General features: G+C 68.1%; 23 protein-coding genes. 12 read left to right on the top strand and 11 right to left on the bottom strand.

Annotation, left to right across the window (positions count from 1 at the left end; all coding sequences use genetic code 11):
• Positions 1-43 precede the first annotated feature (43 nt).
• A complete protein-coding gene (locus ACOGI4_RS09140) occupies positions 44-2,857 on the bottom strand; it encodes a vitamin B12-dependent ribonucleotide reductase (RefSeq protein WP_419841363.1) in 2,814 nt (937 codons plus the stop codon).
• 155 nt (positions 2,858-3,012) lie between these two features.
• On the opposite strand from ACOGI4_RS09140, the gene ACOGI4_RS09135 reads away from it, so the two are divergent.
• Both ACOGI4_RS09135 and lexA read left to right on the top strand, forming a co-directional pair.
• Complete coding sequence (locus ACOGI4_RS09135) at positions 3,013-3,756, top strand: dihydrofolate reductase family protein (protein WP_419841362.1); 744 nt, start codon at positions 3,013-3,015, stop codon at positions 3,754-3,756.
• A 237-nt stretch (positions 3,757-3,993) separates the two neighbouring features.
• The gene (lexA, locus tag ACOGI4_RS09130; protein WP_419841361.1) at positions 3,994-4,650 is read left to right on the top strand and encodes a transcriptional repressor LexA; all 657 of its coding nucleotides are present in this window, start codon (positions 3,994-3,996) and stop codon (positions 4,648-4,650) included.
• Here the strand turns inward: lexA and cysS are convergent, their stop codons facing one another.
• From cysS to ACOGI4_RS09115, 3 genes are all read right to left on the bottom strand, one after another.
• The gene (gene cysS / locus ACOGI4_RS09125; protein ID WP_419841360.1) at positions 4,651-6,090 is read right to left on the bottom strand and encodes a cysteine--tRNA ligase; all 1,440 of its coding nucleotides are present in this window, start codon (positions 6,088-6,090) and stop codon (positions 4,651-4,653) included.
• A 138-nt stretch (positions 6,091-6,228) separates the two neighbouring features.
• Positions 6,229-6,915: a hypothetical protein gene (locus ACOGI4_RS09120; RefSeq protein WP_419841359.1), complete on the bottom strand. Its 687-nt coding sequence runs from the start codon at positions 6,913-6,915 to the stop codon at positions 6,229-6,231.
• Positions 6,916-7,112: 197 nt separating this feature from the next.
• Entirely contained in the window at positions 7,113-7,610 is a 498-nt protein-coding gene (locus tag ACOGI4_RS09115) for a helix-turn-helix domain-containing protein (RefSeq protein ID WP_419841358.1), read from the bottom strand.
• 218 nt (positions 7,611-7,828) lie between these two features.
• Between ACOGI4_RS09115 and ACOGI4_RS09110 the strand changes: the two genes are divergently transcribed.
• The 9 genes from ACOGI4_RS09110 to ACOGI4_RS09070 are packed head-to-tail and all read left to right on the top strand — an operon-like array spanning position 7,829 to position 15,248.
• Complete coding sequence (locus ACOGI4_RS09110) at positions 7,829-8,551, top strand: SAF domain-containing protein (RefSeq protein ID WP_419841357.1); 723 nt, start codon at positions 7,829-7,831, stop codon at positions 8,549-8,551.
• Positions 8,521-9,897: a CpaF family protein gene (locus ACOGI4_RS09105; protein WP_419841356.1), complete on the top strand. Its 1,377-nt coding sequence runs from the start codon at positions 8,521-8,523 to the stop codon at positions 9,895-9,897. The genes ACOGI4_RS09110 and ACOGI4_RS09105 overlap by 31 nt, the downstream gene beginning before the upstream one ends.
• Positions 9,894-10,748 (top strand): hypothetical protein, encoded by an 855-nt coding sequence (locus tag ACOGI4_RS09100; RefSeq protein ID WP_419841355.1) that lies wholly within the window; start codon positions 9,894-9,896, stop codon positions 10,746-10,748. Before ACOGI4_RS09105 ends, ACOGI4_RS09100 begins: the two co-directional genes overlap by 4 nt.
• Positions 10,745-11,488 (top strand): type II secretion system F family protein, encoded by a 744-nt coding sequence (locus tag ACOGI4_RS09095; protein WP_419841354.1) that lies wholly within the window; start codon positions 10,745-10,747, stop codon positions 11,486-11,488. Before ACOGI4_RS09100 ends, ACOGI4_RS09095 begins: the two co-directional genes overlap by 4 nt.
• 52 nt (positions 11,489-11,540) lie before the next feature.
• Positions 11,541-11,945, top strand: a complete 405-nt coding sequence (locus ACOGI4_RS09090; protein WP_419841353.1) for a hypothetical protein — start codon at positions 11,541-11,543, stop codon at positions 11,943-11,945.
• Positions 11,942-12,343 carry a hypothetical protein gene (locus ACOGI4_RS09085; RefSeq protein WP_419841352.1) on the top strand — a complete coding sequence of 134 codons (402 nt, stop codon included), beginning with the start codon at positions 11,942-11,944 and terminating at the stop codon, positions 12,341-12,343. The genes ACOGI4_RS09090 and ACOGI4_RS09085 overlap by 4 nt, the downstream gene beginning before the upstream one ends.
• A complete protein-coding gene (locus ACOGI4_RS09080; protein WP_419841351.1) occupies positions 12,337-12,789 on the top strand; it encodes a hypothetical protein in 453 nt (150 codons plus the stop codon). Before ACOGI4_RS09085 ends, ACOGI4_RS09080 begins: the two co-directional genes overlap by 7 nt.
• Positions 12,790-12,814: 25 nt before the next feature.
• Positions 12,815-13,237, top strand: a complete 423-nt coding sequence (locus tag ACOGI4_RS09075; protein ID WP_419841350.1) for a hypothetical protein — start codon at positions 12,815-12,817, stop codon at positions 13,235-13,237.
• 4 nt (positions 13,238-13,241) lie between these two features.
• Complete coding sequence (locus tag ACOGI4_RS09070; protein ID WP_419841349.1) at positions 13,242-15,248, top strand: hypothetical protein; 2,007 nt, start codon at positions 13,242-13,244, stop codon at positions 15,246-15,248.
• 75 nt (positions 15,249-15,323) lie between these two features.
• Here the strand turns inward: ACOGI4_RS09070 and hemW are convergent, their stop codons facing one another.
• The 4 genes from hemW to lepA all read right to left on the bottom strand — a co-directional run bounded on the left by hemW (position 15,324) and on the right by lepA (position 20,637).
• Entirely contained in the window at positions 15,324-16,412 is a 1,089-nt protein-coding gene (gene hemW / locus ACOGI4_RS09065; protein WP_419841348.1) for a radical SAM family heme chaperone HemW, read from the bottom strand.
• A gap of 1 nt (position 16,413) precedes the next feature.
• Complete coding sequence (dnaJ, locus tag ACOGI4_RS09060; protein WP_419841347.1) at positions 16,414-17,592, bottom strand: molecular chaperone DnaJ; 1,179 nt, start codon at positions 17,590-17,592, stop codon at positions 16,414-16,416.
• An 11-nt stretch (positions 17,593-17,603) separates the two neighbouring features.
• Positions 17,604-18,710: a heat-inducible transcriptional repressor HrcA gene (gene hrcA, locus ACOGI4_RS09055; RefSeq protein ID WP_419841346.1), complete on the bottom strand. Its 1,107-nt coding sequence runs from the start codon at positions 18,708-18,710 to the stop codon at positions 17,604-17,606.
• A gap of 100 nt (positions 18,711-18,810) precedes the next feature.
• A complete protein-coding gene (gene lepA, locus ACOGI4_RS09050; protein ID WP_419843123.1) occupies positions 18,811-20,637 on the bottom strand; it encodes a translation elongation factor 4 in 1,827 nt (608 codons plus the stop codon).
• 54 nt (positions 20,638-20,691) lie between these two features.
• Here lepA and rpsT point away from each other — a divergent pair, with 54 nt between their 5' ends.
• Entirely contained in the window at positions 20,692-20,961 is a 270-nt protein-coding gene (gene rpsT, locus ACOGI4_RS09045; RefSeq protein WP_419841345.1) for a 30S ribosomal protein S20, read from the top strand.
• Between the two features lie 8 nt (positions 20,962-20,969).
• On the opposite strand, the gene holA is transcribed toward rpsT, so the two are convergent.
• From holA to ACOGI4_RS09030, 3 genes are all read right to left on the bottom strand, one after another.
• On the bottom strand, positions 20,970-21,962 hold the full coding sequence (gene holA / locus ACOGI4_RS09040) for a DNA polymerase III subunit delta (RefSeq protein ID WP_419841344.1): 993 nt from the start codon (positions 21,960-21,962) through the stop codon (positions 20,970-20,972).
• Positions 21,963-22,132: 170 nt separating this feature from the next.
• The gene (locus ACOGI4_RS09035) at positions 22,133-24,085 is read right to left on the bottom strand and encodes a ComEC/Rec2 family competence protein (RefSeq protein WP_419841343.1); all 1,953 of its coding nucleotides are present in this window, start codon (positions 24,083-24,085) and stop codon (positions 22,133-22,135) included.
• Positions 24,072-24,734, bottom strand: a complete 663-nt coding sequence (locus ACOGI4_RS09030; protein WP_419841342.1) for a helix-hairpin-helix domain-containing protein — start codon at positions 24,732-24,734, stop codon at positions 24,072-24,074. Before ACOGI4_RS09030 ends, ACOGI4_RS09035 begins: the two co-directional genes overlap by 14 nt.
• Positions 24,735-24,758: the final 24 nt, after the last annotated feature.

The raw sequence follows: 24,758 nt of genomic DNA, 5'->3' as shown, positions 1-24,758 counted from the left end.
TGGCAGGGGCACAACTGCTCAGCGTCGGAACCTGGTTCGATGCTCAGCCGCAGCCGCTGGTCGCGCCGCAGGCGCGGCACGCAAAGCAGGTGCCGGCTCGCACCATCCGGTCCCCGCAGGTCATGCACAGCGGCGCGTTGGCGAAGGTTCGAGTCTCAACCCGGTGCGAGGGCGGGTCCGACACTGGCTCGGCACCGATCGCACTTGCGACAGCGGCGCTCTCGAGCCCAGGAAGCGGCGGATCGCTGCGTTCGTCGACGCTGAGCACGCCGAGCTGACTGCGCTCCTCGAGCGAGAGGTACTGGAGTGCGAGGCGGCGGAAGATGTAGTCCACGATGCTGGTGGCGATCCGAAGCTCGGGGTCGTCGGTGAGACCGGCCGGCTCGAACCGCATGTTCGTGAACGCCTCTACATAGGAACGCAGCGGGACGCCGTACTGCAGCCCATGGCTGACCGAGATGGCGAATGCGTCCATGATCCCGGCCAGCGTGGAACCTTGCTTGGCGACGGTCAGAAAGATCTCGCCGGGTCGGCCGTCGTCGTACTCACCGACGGTCATGTAGCCGTGACAGTCGGTGACGCGGAACGAGAACGTGTGCGATCGACGCCTGCGCGGCAGCCGACGGCGCGGCGGCATCGGCAGTCCTCCCCGCGCAGCCGCCGACACTGCGGCCGCTGCGTCGGCCGAAGGCGCCGGCCCCACGGACAAGGGCTGGGCGACCTTGCAGTTGTCCCGATAGACCGCCACGGCCTTGAGGCCGAGCTTCCAAGCCTCGACGATCAAGGCCTCGATGTCTCCCGCGGTCGCCGTCTCGGGCAGGTTGATCGTCTTGGAGATCGCTCCGGAGATGAACGGCTGGCAGGCGGCCATCATCGCGAGGTGACCGTGCGGCGCGATGGCATCGTCCCCGATCGAACAGGCGAACACGGCCCGGTGCTCGTCCGCGAGATGCGGCGCGCCGACGAGGTGGCCGTGCGCGAGCACGTGTGCTTCGATGTCGGCTATCTCCGCAGCCGAGTAGCCCAGCCGCCTCAGAGCAACGGGAACCGTCGAATTCACGATGCGCAGATCGCCGCCGCCCACGAGCTTCTTGTGCTTCACCAAGCCCAGGTCAGGCTCGATTCCGGTGGTGTCGCAGTCCATCATGAACGAAATCGTCCCGGTGGGGGCGATCACCGTGGCTTGCGAGTTCCGAACACCATGGGACTCACAGCCCGAAACGGCACGTTTCCAGCGCCCCCGAGCAGCGTCGCACAGCTGTGCTGCCAGTGCCGACACACCGGTGCGCACAGCCGCGCCGTCGGTGCAGGGTTCGATGCTGTGTACGGCATCGCGGTGCTTGACCAGGACGTTGCGCATCGCCTGCGAGTTCGCGTCGAATCCTCCGAAGGGACCGAGCCGCTCGGCCAAGTCTGCTGAGGTGGCGTATGCCTCGCCGCACATGAGCGCCGTGAGCGATGCCGCCAAGGCGCGCGCGGGCGCCGAGTCGTAAGGATGGCCGGCGGCCATGAGCAGCGCGCCCATGTTCGTGAATCCCAGTCCAAGCTGACGAAAACGCCGCGACGTATCGCCGATGGCCGCGGTCGGGTAGTCGGCATGGCTGACCAACACGTCCTGCGCGATGAACGTCACCCGTACGGCATGACGAAAGCCGTCGATGTCGAATGCGCAGCCGTCACGGCTGCCGTTTTCGTCGTCTCCGAGGAAGGCCAGCAGGTTGACGCTCGCCAGATTGCACGCAGAGTTGTCCAGGTGGAGGTACTCGCTGCACGGGTTGCTGGCACTGATCGGGCCGTGAGCGGGCGCGGTATGCCAGCTGTTGATGGTGGTGGAGAACTGCACGCCGGGATCAGCGCACTCCCAGGCTGCCGCGGCGATCTGCGCGAGGAGGTCTCTGGCTCGGATCACCGAGACGACGTCGCCGCTCGAGCGGGCCCGAAGTTCCCAGTCGCCGTCCGCCTCCACGGCCTCCATGAACTCGTCGGACAGGCGGACGGAGTTGTTCGCGTTCTGGTACTGCACCGAGAAGGAATCGGCGCCGTCGAGGTCCATGTCGAAGCCGGCGGCCGCCAACGCGCGTGCCTTGCGCTCCTCGCGCGCCTTGCACCAGACGAAGGCTTCGACATCCGGGTGGTCGGCTTCGAGCAGCACCATCTTGGCGGCTCGCCGGGTCGTGCCGCCGCTGCGAATCGTTCCGGCCGATGCATCGGCGCCGCGCATGAAGCTGACAGGCCCGCTGGCCGTCCCGCCGCCCGACAGCGGCTCGCACGATGCGCGCAGCGCCGAGAGGTTCACCCCGGCGCCCGAGCCGCCCTTGAAGATCCGGCCCTCGGTGACATACCAGTCCAGAATCGACTCCATGTCGTCCTCGACTGCGAGAATGAAGCACGCCGACGCCTGCTGGGGCACGCCTGCCACGCCGATGTTGAACCACACCGGGCTGTTGAATGCCGCCCGCTGGTGCAACAGCAGCCACGCCAGCTCAGCCTCGAACGTCGCCGCCTCGTCGGGTGAGTCGAAGTAGCCGTCGGCGACTGCCCAGCGAGCGATCGTGCCTGCGACGCGGTCGATGACCTGGCGCAGGGAATGCTCCCGCTCCGGGGTTCCAAGCGTGCCCCGGAAGTACTTCTGAGCGACGATGTTGACCGCGGTCGGGCTCCAGCCGACGGGAAACTCGACACCGTGCTGTGAGAAGGCGACCGACCCGTCCAAGGCGTTGGTGATGATCGCATCGCAACGCTGCCAGCTCACGGTGTCGAACGGGTCGGTGCCCACAGCGGTGAAATGTCGATGCACCTCCAGCGAGGCCGAGCAGCACCGATCACCGCCGCCCTGCAACTGCTGCTCGTCGCTCATCACCACAAGTCCTGACCTTAGAGCAGCCTGCTTGTGGATCAGCGGGGGCAAATCATCGGAAATCCTTGGGCAATACCTGTGTACAACCGATGGCCCCTGGGGAAACGTTGTCCAGGGTGACAGGTCCGGGGCGCATGTTCAGGCAGACTCGCCGCGTGCATCGGCTGTACCCGCTGCCCTCATCGCCCACCGATCCTGCGACCGCGTCCGGGCCGCGGCGCGTGTCGCACGCGCAACGCCCCTGGCTGTTGCTCAACATGGTCGCGAGCATCGACGGGGCCGCCGCAGTCGACGGCCGCTCACGCGGACTCTCCAGCTCGCCCGACCGAGCGATGTTCGACGCGCTGCGGGCACGCGCCGACCTCATTCTGGTCGGCGCCCGAACTGCCAACGCGGAGCGCTACGGGCCGCCGCAACGAGCCGGCGGCGGGTCTGCCGGCAAACCTGGCGCCAGGATTGCTGTTGTCAGCGGAACGCTGAGCGTCTGCTCGGATCTGCCGTTGTTCGGCTCGCATCCGCCGCCGGCACCGTTGCCGCTGGTGGTGACCACGACCGATGCCGATGCCGCCGCCGCTGATCGGTTTGCGGGCCGAGCAGAGCTGATGCGCGTCGGCGAAGGCAGCGTCGACCTGTCAGTGTTGATGTCGCGCTTGGGCTCGCAGGGAGCGCAAGTCGTTCTGTGCGAGGGCGGGCCTGCGTTGAACGCGAGCCTGCTGGCGGCCGACCTTGTGGACGAAGTGAACCTGACTCACGCCCCCCTGGCGGTGGGACGCGACTCGCCGCGGATTGCATCTGCGTCAGGCGATGCACCCGCGACGGCGCCACGCGGCTTCACGCTGGAACAGGTCGTGGTCCGAGATGGCGTGTTGTTCGTGCGCTGGACTCGCGCTCGGCGGTGAAGCTCTGCAGGTCCATGCGCGCTGGTGAGAACATGTGTTGCTAATCTGCGCTACTGAACGACAGTTCTACCGCCACGGAGCTTGGCCGTGACGGTGCCTGCGCCTGAGCGGAATGCCCAGCCGTGCCGGCCAAGAGCGGTCCGACGAGCGCTGCACTCGAAGTGAGCGGCGCTTCACGGGAACCGAGCAACTCAAGCAGCTCAACGAAATGCAGGGAACTCGAAGGAAAGGCCACACATGAGCGAAATCGGCTCGATGGATCAGCGGATCGCGCATCTCAACCCGCGACAGCAGGCCATGCTCCAGTTCATCGATGAGACCCAACGCGATCGGGGCTACCCCCCGTCGGTGCGCGAGATCGGCGAGAAGCTCAATCTCAGGTCGCCTGCGACCGTTCATCGCTACCTGAAGGCGCTCGAAGCCGACGGATGGGTACAGCGCGACCCCTCACGACCTCGAGCCCTCATCGTGAGCTTCGACTGGCAAACCGGCGTCAAGGGCGAGCGGCGGCCCACCCGACACGTGCCGCTCATCGGCGACGTGGCGGCGGGCACCGATGTGCTCGCTCAGCAGAATGTCGAGGAACTGATGCCGTTGCCGGCAGATTTCACCGGAAACGGCGAGCTGTTCATGCTGCGAGTCCGAGGGGATTCGATGGTCGACGCCGGCATCTGGGATCGCGACTACGTCGTGGCGCGCCACCAGCCCGAGGCGGAATCGGGCGACATCGTGGTCGCCGGAATCGACGGCGAGGAAGGCACGGTCAAGCGCTACCGGCCTGCCGACGGCCAGATCGTCCTTGAGCCGGCAAACGAGAGCTATAGCCCGATTGTGCGCCCAGCCGAGGACGTCACCATCTACGGCAAGGTGGTGACGGTGATCCGACGCCTCTGATCAGCCGCGATGCCAAGTGGCGCCGTCGTGACCGTCAGAGATCACGATGCCCGCTGCCGCCAGCTCGTCCCGCATGCGGTCAGCGGTGTCGAAGTCCCGCGCCGCTCGTGCCGCCGCTCTGCGTGCGATCAGTGCTTCCACCTCCGTGTCGGCGAGTTCGCCGGCTGGATGCTGCGGGTCTGCGTCGGCACCGAAGGAGAGTCCGAGCACTGCCAGCAGGCACAACGCCGTGCGTGCCGAAACCGCGGCCTCGCCACGGGCAGCGGCGTCGAAGGCGGTGTTCGCACTGCGCACAAGCCGGAAAACGACGTCGAGCGCGCTCGGCGTGGAGAAGTCGTCGTCCATGGCCGCGGCGAACGCCGACACCGCATCGAGGTCGAGGCCGTTGCCGAGGCCGCGCTCGATGTCAGGTCGCCGCCGCACCGCATCGGCTTCGAGCTGGATGCCGGCTTGAGCACACCTGCGAGCGAACGCATCGAGCCGTCGCACGCCACTGCGTGCCGCCTCCAGCGCAGCAGGACCCATCTCCATTGCCCGCCGGTAGTGCGTCTGCAGCACCAGCAGGCGCACAGCACGGGCGCCGACAGCGTCGATCGCCTCAGCCAGGTGCGTGTAGTTGCCCTGCGACTTGGCCATCTTCTCGCCGCCGAGAGTGACCATGGCGCTGTGTACCCAGTAGCGCGCAAACGTCTTGCCGGTCGCGGTCACCTGGGCCCACTCGTTCTGGTGATGCGGGAAGATCAGGTCGTCTCCGCCGCCGTGCATGTCGAAGCCCTGCCCGAGCGCGCTGAGCGACATCGCCACGCACTCGGTGTGCCAGCCGGGGCGGCCTTCCCCCCACGGCGTCGGCCAACGTGGCTCTCCGGGTCGCGATGCCTTCCAGAGCGCGAAGTCCAGCGGCGAGCGCTTGTCGGGGTCCACGTCTACGCGTGCGCCTGCGTCGATGGCGAGCTGTTCGAGCGTGCGGCCTGCCAGCTCGCCGTAGCCCGGTGCCGACTCCACCGCGAAGTACACACCCTTGCCCGCCACCTCGTAGGCAGCACCCGCTGAGCGCAGCTCCCCAATCAGCTCGATCATCTGGGAGATGAACTGCGTCGCGTGCGGGCGTGAATGGGGCGGCAGCACGCCGAGACGTTCCATCTCGCAGTCGTACGCGACGGTGAACTCCGCGGCGACCGCCGATTCGGAGCGACGCTCGCGCTGCGCGCGCGCCACAATCTTGTCGTCGATGTCGGTGACGTTCGAGGCCACGGTCACCGCAAATCCAGCCCACTCCAAGTAGCGCCGGATCATGTCGTAGCTCAGCGCCGTTCGGCCATGGCCTAGGTGCGGCACGTCGTAGACCGTCGGCCCGCAGACGTACATCGAGACCTCGCCCGGCCGCCGCGGGACGAAGGCGTTCTTGCGCCGCGTCATCGTGTCGTAGATCTGCAAGCTCACTGGTGCCGGAACCCCGAATATGCGCTACCGATCAGGCTCGACCGACCTGGCCCAGGCGGTTCAGGCCCGGTCAGACCCAGGCCCGAGCCATTCCGCCGAGCCGTTCCGCCGAGCAGAGTAGCGACGCGGCGCAGCGGTCTAGCTGAGGGCTTCGATGATGCTCCACACGGCGAGGTTGTGACACGCGTGCAGCACCAAGCCGGCCGACCAGCCGAAGCGCACCCGTGCAATGGTGAACATGAGGCCCAGCCACAGCTGCGGGCTTACGACGAGCGGCATCGCCATCACCGCGGCCGCGGACCACGTCACGTCGAAGTTCGAGACGTGTACCGTGCCGAATGCGGCGATCGAGATGCATATCGGCCAGCGCGGATGGGCGGCCCACCAGCTCGTCACGCAGTCGTGCCAGAGCATCGGGCGCCGCGAATCGTCGCCGGCGGCATCTTCAAGACATGCACGCGGTGCCTTGACGACGGTCCGCCGGCTTCGCGTCTGATCCGAATGCTTGGACCGCACGGATGTCATCGCCCACCGGCGCCGGACGACGAGCGATTGGATCCACATCGCGCCCGATGCCCCGATGAGGAGAACGCATACGGCTGCGACGACGAGCACGGGTCCACCGCCGGGCGCGAACTGCAGGATGCCCAGCACGCCTGCAGCACCAATCGCGCCAAGAGCAGGGCGCGCCACCAGTGGCAGGCGAAACACCAGTTCCTCGAGCACAGGCGCCAACAGCACCACCAGCATCAGCTGCTCGACAACGGCGAGTTCGAGCAGCTCGGCTTCCAGCGTGTTGGTGTAGCCAGTCCGCGCGGCGAGCACGGAGGCACCGTGCAAGGCGACTGAGCCGCCGAGACCGATGACGAACAGGAGGGCGAGGCCCGCCGGCCAGCGTTTTGGTCGTTCTGCTGGGCGCCAGTCGGGTCTCACACCGAATCGGGGGCTGATCGCACTCCACAGGCCCTGTGGTGCGCCGACCTCCGCGCACCCGCTGTCAGCGATGGGCGGCACTTCGCTGTTCAAGCGCCGTTTGTTTCTTCGACGTCTGCCAGTGCTGTGTCGACTGCTGCTGTGACGGTGTCGTCTGCGGCTGTTGCGTCTGAGCATGCGGTGTCGGCCACTGTCGCGTCGGCATCTGCTGGGTCGGCGTCGTCCGCGGCCGCGATGCCCGCGAACTCTGTGCTCGCATCGTCGACTGCTTCGTCATCGGTCATGTCCGTGTCGGCGACGCGCGCCTCGGGATAGAGGTGTTCGAGACTGCCTGGCGCCACCCTGCACTGCTCGACGAAGCCGTCCACGTCGTCGAGCCGCAAGCGGATGACACGCCCGAATCGGTATGCGGGCAACTCGCCTCGGTCGATGAAGCGGTAGAGCGTTCGGGTCGTGATGCCGATGCGATTCGCAGCCTTCTGCGTGGACAGCCAGATGATCTCGCGGTAGGGAAATCGGTGCTGTGCCTGGCCCGCAGCATCTTCGTCGCCCGATGCGTTCGGCTCCGCGTTCGGCTCCTGAGGCATCATCACACCTCCCAAGCGGTCGGCTGTTGGCGCGTGAAGGGACATCATCCATCCCCGACGACCAACGCTAGTGCGCGATCTGGCGTCCAATGCGGATGTCAACGGCCACCGTTGATGCTACGCGCTGTATCGGCATACGTATGCATAGTTTCAAATATATTTCCATATCTTTCAATATTCATTTTGTGATGTCAGCGAAAGATGCTTGAGTCTGCCGCGTGACGACGGATCCCCTGCTGACATCAGATCGCCGAGGACTCGGGCCGTCCGCGGCGCACCGGCGTGCGGGACGCGCGTCGCGGTCACGTCTCGTTGTCGGCGGGGCGCTGTGCGGGGCAGCAGCGCTCGGCCTGTGGTGGGTGCTGGAGCTGTCGGCGACAGATGCCGCGGCCAGCTACGTCGTCGCGCGGACGCGCCTTGCACCGGGCCAAGTGATCGACGAAGCCGATGTGGCGCTCGTCGCAGTCCGCCTGCCGGCCGAGATCGAGGCAACCGTGTTCAGCGACGGTGACGGTGTCGTGGGCAGCGTGGTGATCGACGCTGTCCACGCCGGCGAGCTGCTGACCCGAGGCGACGTCGATTCGCGTCGATCAGCGTCGGATCGACGTGCGGGGTATGCCATCGCCGTCGAACTCGAGCGGCCGGCGGCCCTCAACGGGCTGATCGCCGCCGGCGAACGGGTGGAGGCTGTGGTCACCGATCCTCGTGTCATCAGTGGGGGTCTCATGGACGCGCACGACACTGCGGACGGCGTCGAGACTGTCGGCGCTGTCGTGCTCGACCTGGACGACCACTCGCGCACCGAGCCGACGTCAGGCACGATCACCGTCACCCTGCAGGTGCATGATCGCGCTGCTGCGATCACGTTGGCAGCCGCCGCGCAGGCGCGTGCCATCACCTTGATCCGACCGTGGGGAACCTCGTCCCCGTCGACGACATGACCGAGCCGAGGCACCTGGCCGAGATCGAGCAGACGCTCTCCGAGCGAATTCGCCGTCTCGGCTTGGATCCGCGGTCGCCGGGCGCGGACCTCACCATCGCGACGCTCGCCCGCGAGGAGATTCGGCGCTGGAATCTCGCGTTCAAGCATGGAGATCACGGCTACGCGATCGACGACGTGGATGCCGTGGCGGACCGAGTCCTGCGGGACCTGCTCGGCTACGGGCCGCTCGAAGTGCCGTTGGCCGACGCCGACGTGTGGGAGATCATGGTCAACGCACCGCAAGAGATTTTCGTCAAGCGCCACGACGGCCCAAGCGGTCGGCACCACGAGTCGTTCCACGACGACGAGCACGTCCGCCGCACGCTGATCAGAATCATCGACGACGCCACCGCATCACATCGCAAGCTGGATCCCAGCGAGGGACTGCAAGATGCGCAGCTCGACAACGGCGCCCGCCTGCACATCGTGCATCCCGACATCGGTCGCGGCGGCCACCTGATCTTCAACATCCGCAAGTTCACCGACGTCGCCTTCTCGAGTCTCCGTGACCTCGCAGCCGTCGGAACGCTGACTCCGGACATCGCCGAGTTTCTGCGTGCTGCGGTGCGTGCCCGACTGTCGATGCTGTTCGCCGGCGCGCCGGGCAGCGGCAAGACGACCCTGCTGGGATGCTGCGCCGCTGAACTCGATCCGCACCTGCGGGTGGTGACCGCCGAAGAGGTGTTCGAGCTGGACATACGACTCCCCAATGTGGCCGGAATGCAAACTCGGCCGGGCAGAACCGAGCGGGCCGCGGTCGACTTGAGACGCCTGGTCACGGGCTTCTTGCGCATGGCGCCCGACGTGGCCATCGTGGGAGAGGTACGAGACCGCGAAGCAGTTCCGCTGCTGTTGACGCTGTCCAGCGGCGTCACCGGCTACGCCACGATCCACGCGAGCTCGGCACGCCAAGCGCTCGGCCGGCTGCGCCTCATGTGTCAACTGTCGCCTGACGTCCGCGAGATGTCCGCAGCGGCGATCACCCAGCTCGTGGCCGAGTCCATCGACCTCGTGGTGTACTTGCAGCGCGGACCAGCCGGTGTGACGGTCACCGAGGTCGTGGCGGTCGAAGAGCCGGACCAGCACGTCAGCGCGTCGTTCTGCACGACGACGCTGTACGCGACTGCGCACCCGGGCCAGTCACCTGTGAGGACAGCGCACGTCTCCCGGCGGCTCGCTCCGCTGCTGGGCGCCCTGCCTGCCTCTGCTGAGCCGGACGATGCCGGACCGATGCGGTCGTCGTCGTGCCGACCGTCCGCCGGAAGCCTGGTGACGGCCGACGTCTCAGCGAGTTGGTCGCGATGATCTTCGTGCCGCTCATAGCCGCCGCCGTGCTTGGCCTCTGGCTGTTGTACACCGCTGGCCCTCACACGATGAGGCGTCGCCTGCGACGGCCGACGGTCATGCATCGCACAGCATCAACAGCGCCGGCGGCACCGAGATCAGCGGTGCGGCTGCTGTGCGGCGCGCTGGTCGGCGCAGCGGGATGGATCGGCACCTGGACGTTGTTCGGCGGCATGGCTGCACCGGCCCTGGTTGCCGCCATCGGCGGGGCCGTCCCGCCGTCGAGTGCTCGCCGGCGGCGGCGTCGGCTTGCTGGGGACTGCTGGCAGGCGTGGCCGCGACTGCTCGCTGAGATTCGAATCTCGGTGGCACAGCGGGGCCAGTCGATTCCTGCCGCACTGTTCGCTGTGGGCGCTCACGCCCCCGCCCACATGCGCCCGGCTTTCGGCGAAGCGGAGCGCAGCTGGTCGTTGAACACGGATTTCGAAGCCGCCTTGCGCGTGCTCAAGACCTCACTGGCCGATCCGACCGCAGACGCCGTGTGCGAGACACTGCTCGCCGCCTATCAGATCGGCGGCGTGCGCATCGAGGCCCGCTTGCGCGCGCTGGCCGAAGCGGCCCAAGCGGAGGCCGCGGCGCGAGCCGACGCGCGGGCGAAGCAGGCCGGCGCACGGTTCGCACGCAGCTTCGTGGCAGCCGTACCAGCGTTCATGGCGGTGATCGGGTTGAGCATCGGGCGCGGGCGCCAGGCCTACGAATCGGGCGGAGGTCAAGTGCTGGTGGCACTCAGCGTGGCAGCGGTGGCCGGCTGCTGGCTGTGGGCCGGGCGCATGATGGCGATTCCCGCACGCAAGCGGGTGTTCCTACAATGACCGATACGGCCGATACGGCCGATACGCCGACGCTCAGCCGGCGCGCCGCGATGGCGGCCAACGCGGATGTCCAGCTTGCTCAGCGCCTGCTCGAAGCGGGGAGCTCTCAATCCCCATTCGATTTCCGTGCACGACAGCTTGGCGGTGCCGCCGCCGCTCTCGCCGCTTCGGGCGTGGCGCTGAGTGTTGTCGGCGTGCGTCCATGGCTCGCGCTCACTGCTGCGATGTTCGTGGCCGCTGTCGTGTTCGGCAGCGTGGAACAGCTTCTCGGAAAGTCGATTGCTGCACGGCGAACGCAGATCACCGAGGAGCTTCCGATCGTCGCCGAGCAGATCGGCATGCTGCTGGCCAGCGGTCTCTCTTTGACCAGCGCGCTGGACGCTGCGGCTCGGCGCGGCCGTGGCCTCTGCGCTGACGGTCTGAAGACCGTCGGCGCACGCGTTGCCGGCGGAGTACCTGCTGAGATTGCGCTGGCCGAGTGGGCAGATCGAGCCGGGTCAGCTGAGATCCGCAGGTTCGTGGGCGTGCTCACCTTGCACGAGGACACCGCAGACATGGCCGCGTTGGTGTCCGAGGAAGCTCGAGCCTCGCGGATGGAGGCGCACCGGCGTCTCATCGCGCACATCGAGCGCCGAAGCGAACAAGTGTGGATTCCCGTCACCGTCGCCGCGCTGGTGCCCGGATGCGTGCTGCTGGCGATTCCGTTCAGCGACGCCCTGCGTGGCTACACGGCGCTGTGACGGCGCCATCTGCTCATCGGTGCCTCAGCGCAGGCCCAGAAAGGACCATCCCATGCACACCGCCTCCGTCGTCTCACACCTCAGCTTCCAGATCACGTCGCACCTCCGGCAGTGGTTCGTCGAGTCTGCAGCCGCTGTGCCCGTCGGGCTGAGCAGCACGCTGGCCACGGTGGTGGCAGCGGCGCTGACGGTGTCTGCGACGAGACACTGCGCGGCTCAGCGCGGCGCAGCCGTCGTCGGCATCCGCACGGCGCTGCATCGCTGGCGTGGGTCCCGAGCAGTCGGCCGGGATCGCAGTGGCACGGCACGAAGCGAGCGGGGCGAGGGTGTGATCTCTGCGGCGATCGCGGTGCTGATCATCGCCTCGCTCGGCGCGCTCATGTGGGTCGGCTTCAAGGAGCTGTGGGAGAGCGCCGAGAAGTCGACCAATGACGAGATCGTGAAGATCGGCAGATGAGCCGGCAGCGCGATGAGCTTGGCGTCGGGCTGGTCGCCTTGCCTTGGGCCGTGCTGGCATACCTCGTGTTCCTGATGCTCGCGGTCCAAGTAGCGGTGTACTTCTACAGCACGTCGGTGGTCACCGCCATCGGCTACGACGCAGCACATCGAGCAGCGCACCGAGGCGGCGGCGTCTCCGCTAGGGCCGATGCCGAGCGCTGGCTGCGATCGCGCATAGGACCTGCCGTCGAGATCATGTCGCTCCGCTGGACCGCCACCGCTGAGACGATTGCTCTGGAGCTGACAGCAAGGCCGCCGAGTGTGCTCATCAACACATCGGCAGTGATCGGCCGCCGAGACGTCGAGCGCCGTTTCGAGATCAGGCGCGAGTCGGCTCGCTTCGGCGGCGTGTGGTGAGACGTGCGGTGCGTGGCGAAGACGGACTCACCGGTGCAGAGATGCTGCCCTTCGCCGTGCTGGTCTTTGTCGGCGGCACCTTGGTCTTCGCCCAAGCATGGGCAGCGCTGGACGCAAAGATCGCCGCTGTCGCCGGCGCGCAGGAGGCCGCACGGACCTTCGTGGAACATCGTGGGCCTCGCTCCGCCGATGCGGCAAACGCCGCTGTCGATGCCGGCGTGCAGGCCATGTCCGGCTATCGACTCCGTGGCGAAGGCTCGGTGCAACCCGTCGGCGCGGCCCGGCTGAGACGCTGCGAACGGGTGACATTCGAAGCCGTACGAGAGGTGCCGCGCCTCGCGTTGCTGCGCGGCGGCTGGTCTCCGGTCGTCGTCCGCGCTCGATCCAGCGAGCTGGTAGATCCCTTCCGGCACAGCCTCGACGGGAAGGCGCCCTGTGTTGGGTGACGGGCGGCGAGGCGAACGTGGTTCCGTGCTGCTGCTCGTTCCTGTCGGCGTGCTCATCGTGGCTTTGCTGGGAAGCATCACGGTCGACAGCACCGCTGCCTTCCTCGCGCAACGCGAAGCACAGGCTGCGGCCGCCTCGCTCGCCAATGAGCTCGTCTCGCTCGCGGTCGACGAGCGCCGGCTTCGCCTGCACGGCGCGTACCGACTCGATGACGCACGACTGCGTCAGCTCAGCGGATGGAGCCGCGAGCGAGCGCGTGAGCAGCTGTCGGCGATCTTCGAGCCCGGATCGGTGACGGTCACCCTTCGTACGGCGGGTCCGGCGGCGGTGCGGGTGTCGGTGGCCGGCTCGGCGCGACGAGTCGTCGGCTTGATCGGGAACGTCAGCGGGCAGTCGAGCCGGCCCGTCGCGGCCGAAGCGGTCGCGCACATGCGACTCTCCGCGTAGTCCGATGAGCATGTTCGCAGGCCCGACTGTGCGCGGCGACGGTGCGGGCCAAGCCGTCCTCGTCAAGCATGCCGTCGGCGCGATGCGGCGACGCCTGCATCACGAGGCCCAGGTCCTCTGCGCTGCGCGGCTCGAAGGCGTGGTCGAATGCGTCGGGCTGGACGAACTCGACGAACGCTGCGAGCTGCGACTGCGGTACGTCGAAGCGGTCACCCTCGCCGAGCAGCCGCCGCTTGGGGCCTACGAGGTGCTCGACGTGCTCATCGAACTCGGCAGGACCGTCGCCCAGCTGCATGCTCGCGGCATTCGGCACGGCGCGCTGCGCGCCGAACACGTCCTGCTGGCGCCACCGCACCGCCCCGTGCTCTGCGGCTTCGGCGAGGCCACCGGACCATCCGACCAATCCCAGCATCCCACGAGCGTCGATCTCGCCGCCATCGCCGTCATCGCTGCCTCCGAACTCGCACGCGCCCATGACGCGACGACCGAGTCCGGCGAGCGCCGCTGCTGCGTCGAGGCGCAGGTCGCCGCTGAGCGCCTTGCGCGGGCGGCGGGATCGGCTGACAACCACAGCGACCCGTTGGCGGAGTGGCTCGCACGCCTGGACCACATTCGCAGCTCTCGCAGGGCCGAGTCGCCGTCAACTTCCGGCGGTTTCACACCTGCCCGGCCATTCGCTGAGACTTGGGCACACGCGCCGTCGCAACGCTCAACACACCGGGCGACAGACCAACCGGCACACGCTGCAACGCACGCTCCGACGCCCTCGTCGACACACCCTCGCGACGAGCTTCGGGAGCGACTGCGGACCCAAGTCACGAATCGGACGCACGGCACGCATTCGGACATGTCCCATGATCGCGCTGCTGCATCGACCGAACTGAGTCATGACGAAACAGCGATGCCCGAACGACGCCGCGTCGTGCCTTGGGCAGCGCTGGCGGCGGTGCTGGTGGCCGCATCGTTCGTCGCGTGGCGTGCATTGGTGAGCAGTGGCGCGGGTGTTGCTGCCGCCGACCGGCCGGCCGCAAACGACGCGACGTCGACTGCCATGAGCGCTTCGCTGCGGGTCGGCACCGCAGCTGATGCAGACCATGCCGGCATGGGCGACGCCGGCACCGACGGCTCTGACGCGCACATCGCCGCCACGAGCAGCGGCGACGGTCGCGATCTGCTCGGCTCGGCTTCGGCCACCGAGACCAGCGCCGGCGTCCGGGCCTCACGGTCCGATGGCGCGACCTTGATCTACGGCACCGACGACGGCAGCGCTGACAGCCCTCAAGGCGGCCGCACCGGACACCTGGCACCCGGCGATTGTGCCCGGCCGCTCGATGCCGAATCCCGTGCGCCCGTCGGTCACGCGGACAGTTCGGCCAACAGGGAACGGTCAGACCTCCGTGCAGTTGCGCCAGGCGACGAGAGCACCGCCGACCGCGATGACGACACGGCTCGACACAACGGCCAGATCGATGCCGGCAATGCCGCTGACGCTGCTTGGGAGGTGCAGTACGCGGACGTCCGCGGCGACGGCTGCCTCGTCGCCGTGTACGTCGGCGCACCTGCCACCGACTCAGACGTCGAGACGTCCGGTGCTGATGCCCCCGCAGCGCGGGTGCGCTCGCCTGACGGCGAATGGACCGTCGGTGCTGTCGGCGATCTGGTGGCCATCGGCAACTGGGCCTGCGACGGCCGCTCCACGGTGGCCGCCGTCAGCCCGAGCACGGGCATCGTCAGCTTCTTCGGCTCGTGGCCACGCTCGGGACAGCCGGTCATGCCGACGCGAGTTGCTCACGTTCCGTTCGAGGCCACAGCAGTCTCGGTGGTCAGACCCACAGCAGCAGTTGCCGGTCGCGCAGACGGGTCGTGGGCGCCTTCAGCGCCGGACGGCTCTGCGAGTCAGGAAACACCGGAAGCGTGCGACGCGCTGGTCGTCCACTACGGCGAACTGAGTCTGACGGTCGCTCGATTCGAGCCTGCCGCCAGTGCAGCTTCATGGCTGCGCCGAAGATGACGGGAAGCCTGCGAGGGGTCAGTGCTCATCTTGGCTCAGCCCGTCTTGGCCTGTCTTGCAGCCCGCTCCAACCGGCTACCCAGCTCGCTCTCGCGGGTCGAGTCTGAGCGCCACCTCGTTGGCGAGCAGTCGCCCGCGTGCCGTCAGCCTCACTCGCCCACGCGTGCTGGGCGCCACCAAGTGCGCTACATCGTCGGGCACCACCTCGGCAGGGACACCGGCAGACGTGCGCAGCGCAAGCTGCAGCGACTCCACGCGCCGCTCGCGGACGTTCAACTGCTCGGTGCCCGCAACAGGTGAAGCACCGGTCGAGACTGCTGCTATGAAGCGCTCCGGGGTGCGGAGGTTCCAGTAGCGGCGTCCGCTGCGGTGACTGTGCGCAGCGCAGCCGATGCCCGCGTACTCGCCCTGCTGCCAGTACAGCAGGCTGTGCCGGCACTGCGCGCCCGGCCGCGCCCAGTTGGAGATCTCGTAGTTCACATAGCCGGCACTGGCCAGCAGCTCGTCCGCGAGCAGGTACTTGTCGGCCATGTCGTCATCGTCGGGGCGCCGTTGCGGATCGTCCCCGAGCGCAGTGCCGGGCTCGGGAGTCAAGCCGTACACACTCAGATGGTCGGGCTCGAGGTCGATGGCAGCGACAAGCGTGTACTGCCAGTCAGCCGGCGACTCCGCGACCGAGCCGTAGATCAGGTCCAGACTGAGCCTGTCGATGCCTGCGCAGCGGACGGCATCGACCGCAGCTGTCACCATCGCGGGGCTGTGGCGGCGGCCCAGCGACTCGAGCACCTCAGCAACCGCGGACTGCACGCCGAGGCTGATCCGATTGACGCCCAGTGACCGGTACTCGCGCATCTGCTCAGCGGTGACGAAGTCCGGATTGCACTCCACGGTGATCTCCGCCCCTGGTGCGACCGGCAACTCCCCGAGCACGTCGCCGATCGACGGCGGCGGCACCAGGTTCGGCGTGCCGCCGCCGAAGAACACCGATGTCACCGCCGGCATGTCGGCTGCCAGCTCCCGAGCCTGCCGGCTGCAGCAGGCCATGTAGTCGTCAATGAGGTGGCGCCGGTCTGTCCAGGTCGCAAATGCGCAGTAATCGCAGCGATGCGAGCAGAACGGAATGTGGCAGTAGACGCCGAAGTCCTGCGGAGCGCCGACGCGCATCTCAGTGCTTGCGCCGCCAGTTCCAGCGGCGCGCCGAGGGGTGATCACCGTCGAGTTCGTCGCTGGGCGACTCGACATGCGCAGTCGCGACGGCTCTGACGTTCACGTGCTCGCCGCGCTCAGCGGCCACTTCAGCGAGCAAGGCGGTCTCCGACTTCGACAGCTTCTTCGGGATGTCCACTCGCACCACCACGTGCAAGTCGCCGCGTCCGCGCCCGTTGGCGCGAGGGACGCCCAGTCCGTTCAGACGAATGGTGTCGTTGGGTTGCGTGCCCGCCTTCACCTCCAGTTCCCGAGGCCCGTCCAGCGTGTCGAACGACACGGTGGTGCCCAGCGCTGCCTGCAGCATCGTCACCGGCAGTTCCGCCAGCAGCAGATCGCCCTGGCGGACGAATTCGTCAGACTCCGCCACCCGCAGATGTACGTACAGGTCGCCGGCAGGTCCGCCGCGCGGACCGACCGGTCCCCGCCCGCCGAGGCGAAGCGTGGCACCGGTGTCGACGCCGGGCGGCACCCGGATGACGATCGACACAGTTTCGGCCAATCGGCCGTCGCCACGGCAGGACCTGCACGGCGCCGCAATCTCCTCGCCGATGCCCCGACAGCGAATGCACGGCGCTGTGGTCACCATCTGGCCCAGAAAGCTCTGGCGTACCTGGCGCACCTGACCGACGCCGTCGCAGTCGCGACAGACCGTCGGCGCTGTTCCCGCCGCTGCGCCCGAGCCGCCACAGTCAGCGCACGAGACTCGCGTGCCAATGTCGATCGGCCGGTCGACGCCGAAGATCGCCTCTGCGAATTCGAGATCGACCACGATTTCCTGATCGTCGCCGCGAGGTGGGCCTGACGCACGGCCACGTCGTCCGCCGCCGAAGGGATTCCCTCCGAAGAACGACTCGAAGATGTCGCTGAGATTGCCGCTGAAGTCGAAATCGAACCCTTGCCCGCTCGCGCCGCCTCGCAATCCCTCGTGGCCGTAGCGGTCATAGGTCGCACGTGCCTTCGGATCAGACAGCACCGCGTAGGCCTCGCTGATTTCCTTGAAGCGCGCCTCCGCGCCTGCATCTCCTGGATTCGCGTCGGGATGGTGCTCGCGCGCCTTGCGCCGGTAGGCGCGCTTGAGGTCGTTCTCGCCGGCATCGCGGCTCACGTCGAGCAGCTCGTAGTAGTCAGAGGGCATCGGCGGCAGGGCTATCGGTGTCTCGGCTGTGTTTGTCCTGGTCGGGCTTGCCGCGACTGGGCCTGCCGGTGCGCAGTGCTGCCGGCCCGCGCTGAGGAGCGGTCGCTCTCGCCGTCCCCGAGTGAGGCCGATAGCCGCCTGCTCACGGTATGAACGGCCGCCAGCGCCTTCGAGTAGTCCATACGCGTCGGCCCGAGCAGTCCCACGCTGCCGACCGTGCGGCCGTCCACTTGGTAGGGCGCGACCACTACCGAGCAGTCGGCCAGCGGCTTCATGCCGGTCTCTGAGCCGATCGCAACGCTCAGTCCGCGGTCCACGAGGCTTCGCAGCAGCGTCACCACCATCAGCTGCTCCTCGAGCACTGTCAGCACGGAGCGCAAAGACGACGCTGCCTCGAATTGCTCCGTGATTTTGGCCGTGCCGCCCACATAGAGCTCGCTCGGGGCCGGCGGGTCGTCATTCAGCGCAGCTATCGCTGCTTTCACCAGAGCGTCCGTCGTTGCATCGCCGGTTTCGAGCACCTCCTGCGACCGCAATCTGGCACGCCCCACGAGCGCATCAGCCAGCACTGCCGAGGCTGCGCCCACCGCCGGCCCTCTGGCTGCGTCCGCCAGCTCCCGGTTGCTGTAGACGTCGACGTAGGTGCGATCAACCGCACCTGAGGACATCACCAGGACGACGAGCAGCCGGCCGCCGCCCAAGTCCACCAGCTGGGCGGACCGGATGCTGTCTTGGTCGTGGCGCGGCGCCACGACCATCGCCGCGTACTCGGTCAGATCAGCCAGCAGGCGGCTGGTATCTGCCAGCAGCTCCTCGAGCTGACCTTGAGCGTGAGCGAAGAACGCGCGCACTTGCCGAACTTCGGTGTTGTCCAGTGAGCCCGGCCCGAGGGCGTCCACAAAGTGCCGGTAGCCGGCTTCGGTGGGCACACGGCCGGCACTGGTGTGGGGCTGCGTGAGATAGCCACCCGCTTCGAGCGCGGCGAGCTCGTTGCGGACGGTCGCAGGCGACACGTCCAAGTGCGTCATCTCCAACACCGCCGTGGAGCCGACCGGTTGCGCGTTCTCGATGAAATGCTCGACCACCGCCTGCAGCACGGTGGCTCTGCGTTGGTCCATCACGCCTCCGCGGCCGACGCCGCACGCGGCTCATCGGCAGCTGCGGGCAACGCGATGCTACCGATGCCCGGTCGGCCGAGGACTTGCAGGTCGAGAGGATTTACTGGTCGAGCCGCAGCGCGGAAACGAAAGCCTCGTTGGGCACCTCGACACGTCCGATGGCCTTCATGCGCTTCTTGCCTTCTTTCTGGCGCTCGAGCAGCTTGCGCTTGCGGGTGATGTCACCGCCATAGCACTTCGAGAGCACGTCTTTGCGCTTGGCCTTTACTGTCTCGCGTGCAATGATCCGACCGCCGATGGCGGCTTGGATCGGCACGTCGAAGAGCTGGCGCGGGATGAGCTCGGCCAACTTCGCCGTGATGGCCTTGCCGTAGGCATATGCGGCATCGCGATGGCGGATCGCCGAGAAGGCGTCCACCGACTCGCCGTTGAGCAGCAGGTCCACCCGCACCAGCCGCTCGGCGCGGTAGCCCGCGTGGTCGTAGTCGAGGCTGGCATAGCCTTGGGTGCGGCTCTTGAGCTGGTCGAAGAAGTCGGTCACCACCTCGGCCAAGGGCAGTTCGTAGCGCAGCTCGACGCGTTCGGGCGACAGGTAGTCCATCGAGGTCATCGAGCCTCGGCGCGACTGGCACAGGTCCATGACGGTCCCGGTGTACGCGCTTGGCGTCAGCACCGACACCGTCAGCATCGGTTCGGCGATCTCGGCAACCTGCGACGCGTGGGGCAGCTCCGAGGGGTTGTCCACCTCCAGTTCGCGGCCGTCGTCGGTACGAACCCGGTAGGCCACTGACGGCGCAGTCGCGATCAGCGAGAGGTCGAACTCGCGTTCGAGCCGTTCTCGCACGATCTCCATGTGCAGCAGGCCCAAGAAGCCGCAGCGGAAGCCGAAGCCGAGCGCGCCCGAGGTCTCGGGCTCGAAAGTCACCGATGCATCGTTGAGCCGCAGCTTCCCCAGCGCATCGCGCAGCTCCGGGTACTCGTCGCCGTCAATCGGGTACAGCCCGCAGAACACCATCGGCTTCGGGTCGTCGTAGCCTGCCAGCGGTGCCTCGGCCGCGGCGCCGGCCAGCGTCACGGTCTCGCCGGAGCGAGCCTCGGCCACGTCCTTGATGCCGGCGATCAGGTAGCCCACTTCGCCGGGGCCGAGCATGTCGGCCGGGGTCTGGGCAGGCAGACGCAGTCCGATTTCCTCGCACAGGTGCGTGCCGCCCGAATGCATGAAGCGGAGCCGGTCACCGGCGCGCAGACAGCCGTTCACGACGCGCACCGAGGAGACCACGCCACGGTACTGGTCGAAGTACGAGTCGAAGATCAGCGCCTGCAGAGGTGCCTGCGAGTCGCCGCTCGGCGCGGGAATCCGCTCCACGACAGCGTCGAGCATCGCCGCCACCCCGTCGCCGGTCTTGGCCGAGATGGCCACCACTTCGCCCGCATCGATGCCCAGCACTCGCTCGATCTCGGCTGCGTACAGCTCGGGTTCGGCCGCGGGCAGGTCGATCTTGTTGAGCACCGGCACGATGGCGAGATCCGATTCGAGAGCGAGGTAGCAGTTCGCCAGCGTCTGGGCCTCGATGCCTTGAGCGGCGTCCACGAGCAGCACGACGCCTTCGCACGCTGCCAGCGACCGGCTGACTTCGTAGCCGAAATCCACATGGCCGGGCGTGTCGATGAGGTGCAAGGTGTGGCCGCGCCAGTTCACCCGCACGTTCTGCGCCTTGATGGTGATGCCGCGCTCGCGCTCCAGCTCCATCGAGTCGAGATACTGCGCGCGCATCGACCGCTCCTCGACTGCACCGGTCAGCTCCAAGATTCGGTCCGACAGCGTGGACTTGCCGTGATCGATGTGAGCGATGATGGAAAAGTTGCGGATCGATCCGGTGCCGGCGCCGTCCAGCGGGACACCAGCCGCTTGGGGCACGTGGGGCATCGCAGGTGGCACGGTACCCTCCGAATCCGTTTCCGAGACGGAGAGCATGCCTTCGTGGCCAACATCAAGAGCCAGATCAAGCGCAACCGCCAGAACGAGACGCGTCGGCTGCGCAACCGCGCCGTGCGCTCAGAGCTGCGGACCCGCGAGAAGGCAGTCGTGCAGGCAGCCGAGGCGGGCGAACCCACCGACGACCTGATCCGCTTGGCCCAGGCGCGGCTGGACAAGGCCGTCTCCAAAGGCGTCATCCACCGAAACGAAGCAGGCCGGCGCAAGTCCCGCCTCACTGTGCACTCCGCGACGCGCGGCGCGAACGAGAGCTAGCGAACCGCTCAGCCGGCACCTGCGGCGAGCCGAGCGCAGAGAATCTCCGCGACGCAGCGAGCGTCCAGACCTGATCGCCCGCGCATGTCCACGTCGGCTTGGGCGAGCAGTTCGACGGCACGCGCGATGCCGTCCGTGCCGCGCCGTCGGCAACCGGCGAGCGCCTTGCGAGCCGGGAACGTCGAGCCGCGCAGGCCCAGCAGCGCGGCTGCAGCCTGCTCGTTTGCTGCCGCGGCGCCGTCGAGGCGGGCCATTCGCGTGAAGTGATTGACGACGGATGCCGTGACCGCCAGCGGGTGACGGTCTGCACCCCACATGCGCTGCAGCACCGCGAGCGTCGTGCTGACATTGCCGCTGTCGATGGCGTCGGTGAGCTCCCACGGCGGGACGTCGCCCTCCGCACCGAGATACGGTGCGATGTCGTCGGCGCCGAGGCGGGCATCCTCGCCGAACACCGCCGCAAGCGTTTCGAGCACTGCCGAGAGCCGGTTGAGTTCGGCCCCGAGGTGGTCAACAATGCTGGCTCGGGCCCGGGGATCGAGCTGAACCGCTGCCGCGGCGAGCTGCTCTTCGATCCACGATCGGCGTTGGCGTGCTCCGCCCGGCACGCCGGAAGCGACATGACTGCCGCCGGCTTGTTCGACCGCCGTGACGAGCGTGCGTGGCACCGGGCTCGAGTCCCACTCGAGTACCAGGTCCGTCGTCGGGCACGGGTCGCTGAGCCACGCGATGAGCGGGGCGATGCCCGCGGCGCCGAATCGGCTGCAGCCTCGGGCGACGACCACACGGTGGGTGGCCAGCATCGGCGGCGTCGAGGCAGCAATGACGACGTCGTCGAGGGTGTAGTCCTCACCCGCGTACTCGTCGAGCACGTCGATGCGGTCGGCTTCGCCCGCTGCCTCGGCGACGGCGGCTCGAACCGCTTCGGCGGCCAGAATCTCATCGGCACCGCTGATGAGCAGCACCGTTCCGCCGGGCATCAGCGCTGTTCCCTCGCCCATTGCGCGGCCTGTACCGCCTGGCCCGCTCTCACGCTGGTACTACTCGCAACGATGCCCGCTCTGCGTGATGCTTGTGTCATTGCCCTTGCCGAAGTTCGGACCGCTCGACGCCCCCACCCCAAGCCGCGGTGTCTGCCGCTGCAGCAGTGCACACCTGCAGGACGCCAACATTACATGCGGTGCCGACTGCCGTTCGCTGATGCCGGCTCGGCTGCGACCGCCAGCCGCTCCCCTGCGGGCTCGATGAGCAGCCCTGCCACGGTGACCGGCTCGGCGACGGCCTCATAGGGCACCCGGCCGCCGAGACCTGCAGGCGCGAGAACATACGCGACTTCGACGCGCGCGTCGAGGGCACGCACCGCCTCGCGACCGGCACGGCTCGCCGAGCGCGCCACGAGCACCTCGATGTGTTCGATGCCTGCCGCAGCGAGGCGGTCAAGCGCTCGTGCGGGATCGGGCCGGTCCACAACCACCATCGTCGGATTCGTCTGCACGACGCTCAGGTGAGCACCAGACGGCGGCGGCTGTCGATGGGCGCTTGCCGCAAGCCAGACACCGATGCCGGCACCGGCAATCGCCAGCCGGCGCGTGGTGGCCAAGAGCGAGCGCACAGCGCGACCGCGCTCAGCATGGTCGCCTTCGACCCGCCGACCCGCCACCAGCTGCGCCACCGCGCAGGCCCCGATACAGCAGGCGAGCACCAAGCCGGCCGGCACCAGCTCTGGCACTTCGATCTGCGGCCAACCCAGCGAGGCACCCCAGCGCGCCACGCCGGCGACCCAGCCCAGCATCAGCTCTGTCGGCACGTGCAGCAACGAAGCGACGGCGTCACCGGCGATGCCGCCTGCCAAGCCGCCGATGAGCCCCCAGACCATGGCCGGGCCTGCGACGGGCCCGGCAAGGACGTTGGCCGGGATGCTGACGAGCGGCAGCGAGCCGAACACTGCGAGCTGTACCGGCAGCACGCCCGCTTGAGCGCACAGCGTGGCTGCAAGCGCCAGGCGCAGCCATTGCGGACCCCGCAGCAGGCGCGAGACGCGACCGGCACCGATCACGATCGCGGTCGTCGCGGCAACCGAGAGCTGAAAGCCGACGGACCGAACGAGCAACGGGTCTGCAAGTACCAGCACCGTCACCGCGAGCGCCAACAGGCGAGGCGCCGAAGCGCGGCGGCCCACTGCGTGGGCGCCGACGGCGAGCGTGGCAAGCACGCAGGCCCGCAGCACGGAGGGCTCGCCCCTGGTCAGCACGGCGAACTGCAGCAGCAACAGCGCGACGGCGACCAGTCGGGCCCGGGGCGGCAGCCGGGTCAGCAATGGCGCGAACAACAACAGGACGAACGCCACGTTCGAGCCGGACACGGCGAGCAGATGTGTGAGCGACGTCGCCCGAAAATCGTGGACCACTTCCGGAAGCTGACCTCGGTCGTCCCCGTACACGAAACCGGCCAGCAGCGCAGCATCTCGCTGCGACAGCGATTCGCTGGACGCTTCGACGAGGCTGCGCAAAGAGTTGGCGATGCGAAACGGCGCACCGCCGCCGTCGAGGCGTTGCGCAGTGTCGATGTCTGCCGTTCCCGCCAGATGACGAGGCCACATGAACGGCCGCTCTGCCGGCTCGGCGGCCGTCGCGGTCCCGCTGACGCGCCAGCGCTCTCCCATCGCTGCGTCTTCGAGGCGCCATGCCGCCGGCCCACGAGCCCGGCCTTCCCAGCGGTGCTCGACACCGTCGATGGTGGCGCGAATCGGCACCGTCAGCGCCCCGTGGTGCCAACGCGGATCACCGGCGAGCAGCACGTCGCCTTCGAAGCTCCCGCTCGGCGGCGCGCTCAGCCCGACGAGCTGGGTCCCCATTGCTGTCGCCGCCCAGATCATCAATCCGACGGGGATCAGCACCCGAGCACGGCTCGCGATCCCCATCGCGCACAGGCACATGCCCAGCGCGGTGCCCCACCACCTCGGCACCTCGGGCGCCCACAGCGCCCCCAACGCTGCGGCGCACGCACCTGCCACTAGCCACCCGTCGGCGACGGCACTCAGAGCCCCAAAGCGCCGAGGAGCTGCACGCGCCGCGGCGACCTGTCGTGGATCGACTGCTGCGCTCGGCGCCTCAGACGGTTGCATGCGGACGCAGCTGAGCGAGCTTGGACGGTCCGATCCCAGGCACTCGCTCGAGTGCGTCGAGCGTTGCGAACGGTCCATGTTCGTCGCGGTAGTCGACGATCCTCGCTGCCAGAGCCGGGCCGATGCCCGGCAGTTCCTCGAGTTGGGACGCAGTCGCCGTGTTGACGTCGATCAGTGCCGACGACGTTGCGCCCGTTGCGCCTCGGGACCCGGCGAAGCCAGCCGGAGACTGCTCCCCTTGTCTGGGAACGTACACTTGCTGCCCGTCACGAAGGCGCTCGGCCAAGTTGACCGCCGCAAGGTCGGCATCGGCATGCGTGCCGTCGGCTGCGTCGAGCAGGTCGCCCACCCGATAGCCGGCCGGGACCTCAGAGAGACCGGGTCGTTGCACTGCACCGGCAAGGTGTACCTGCAGCATCGACGGTGCCGTGGTCGCTACCGGCGGCGGGGCATCGGCGGACGCAAGCGGCAGCTCCACGGGTGCGGGAGCGCCGTAGCGAACGCCGGCCAGAAAGGCCACCACCGCGATCGCGCAGACGGCGCCCAGCAGCAAGGCGAGCGGCTTCCAGCCGACCCGACGCGCAAACGCGGCCGTTTCAGAGGCGACGTCGCGCCAGTCCGTCCGAGTTTCAGGATCCGTCGTCGCCATGAGCGCAACTCCCATTCGGACCGT

The sequence above is a fragment of the Candidatus Poriferisodalis sp. genome, assembly GCF_965205175.1.
Lineage (GTDB): Bacteria > Actinomycetota > Acidimicrobiia > Acidimicrobiales > Poriferisodalaceae > Poriferisodalis.
The sequence above is the reverse complement of the archived record's forward strand: the minus strand, read 5'-3'. Positions and strand labels throughout refer to the sequence as shown.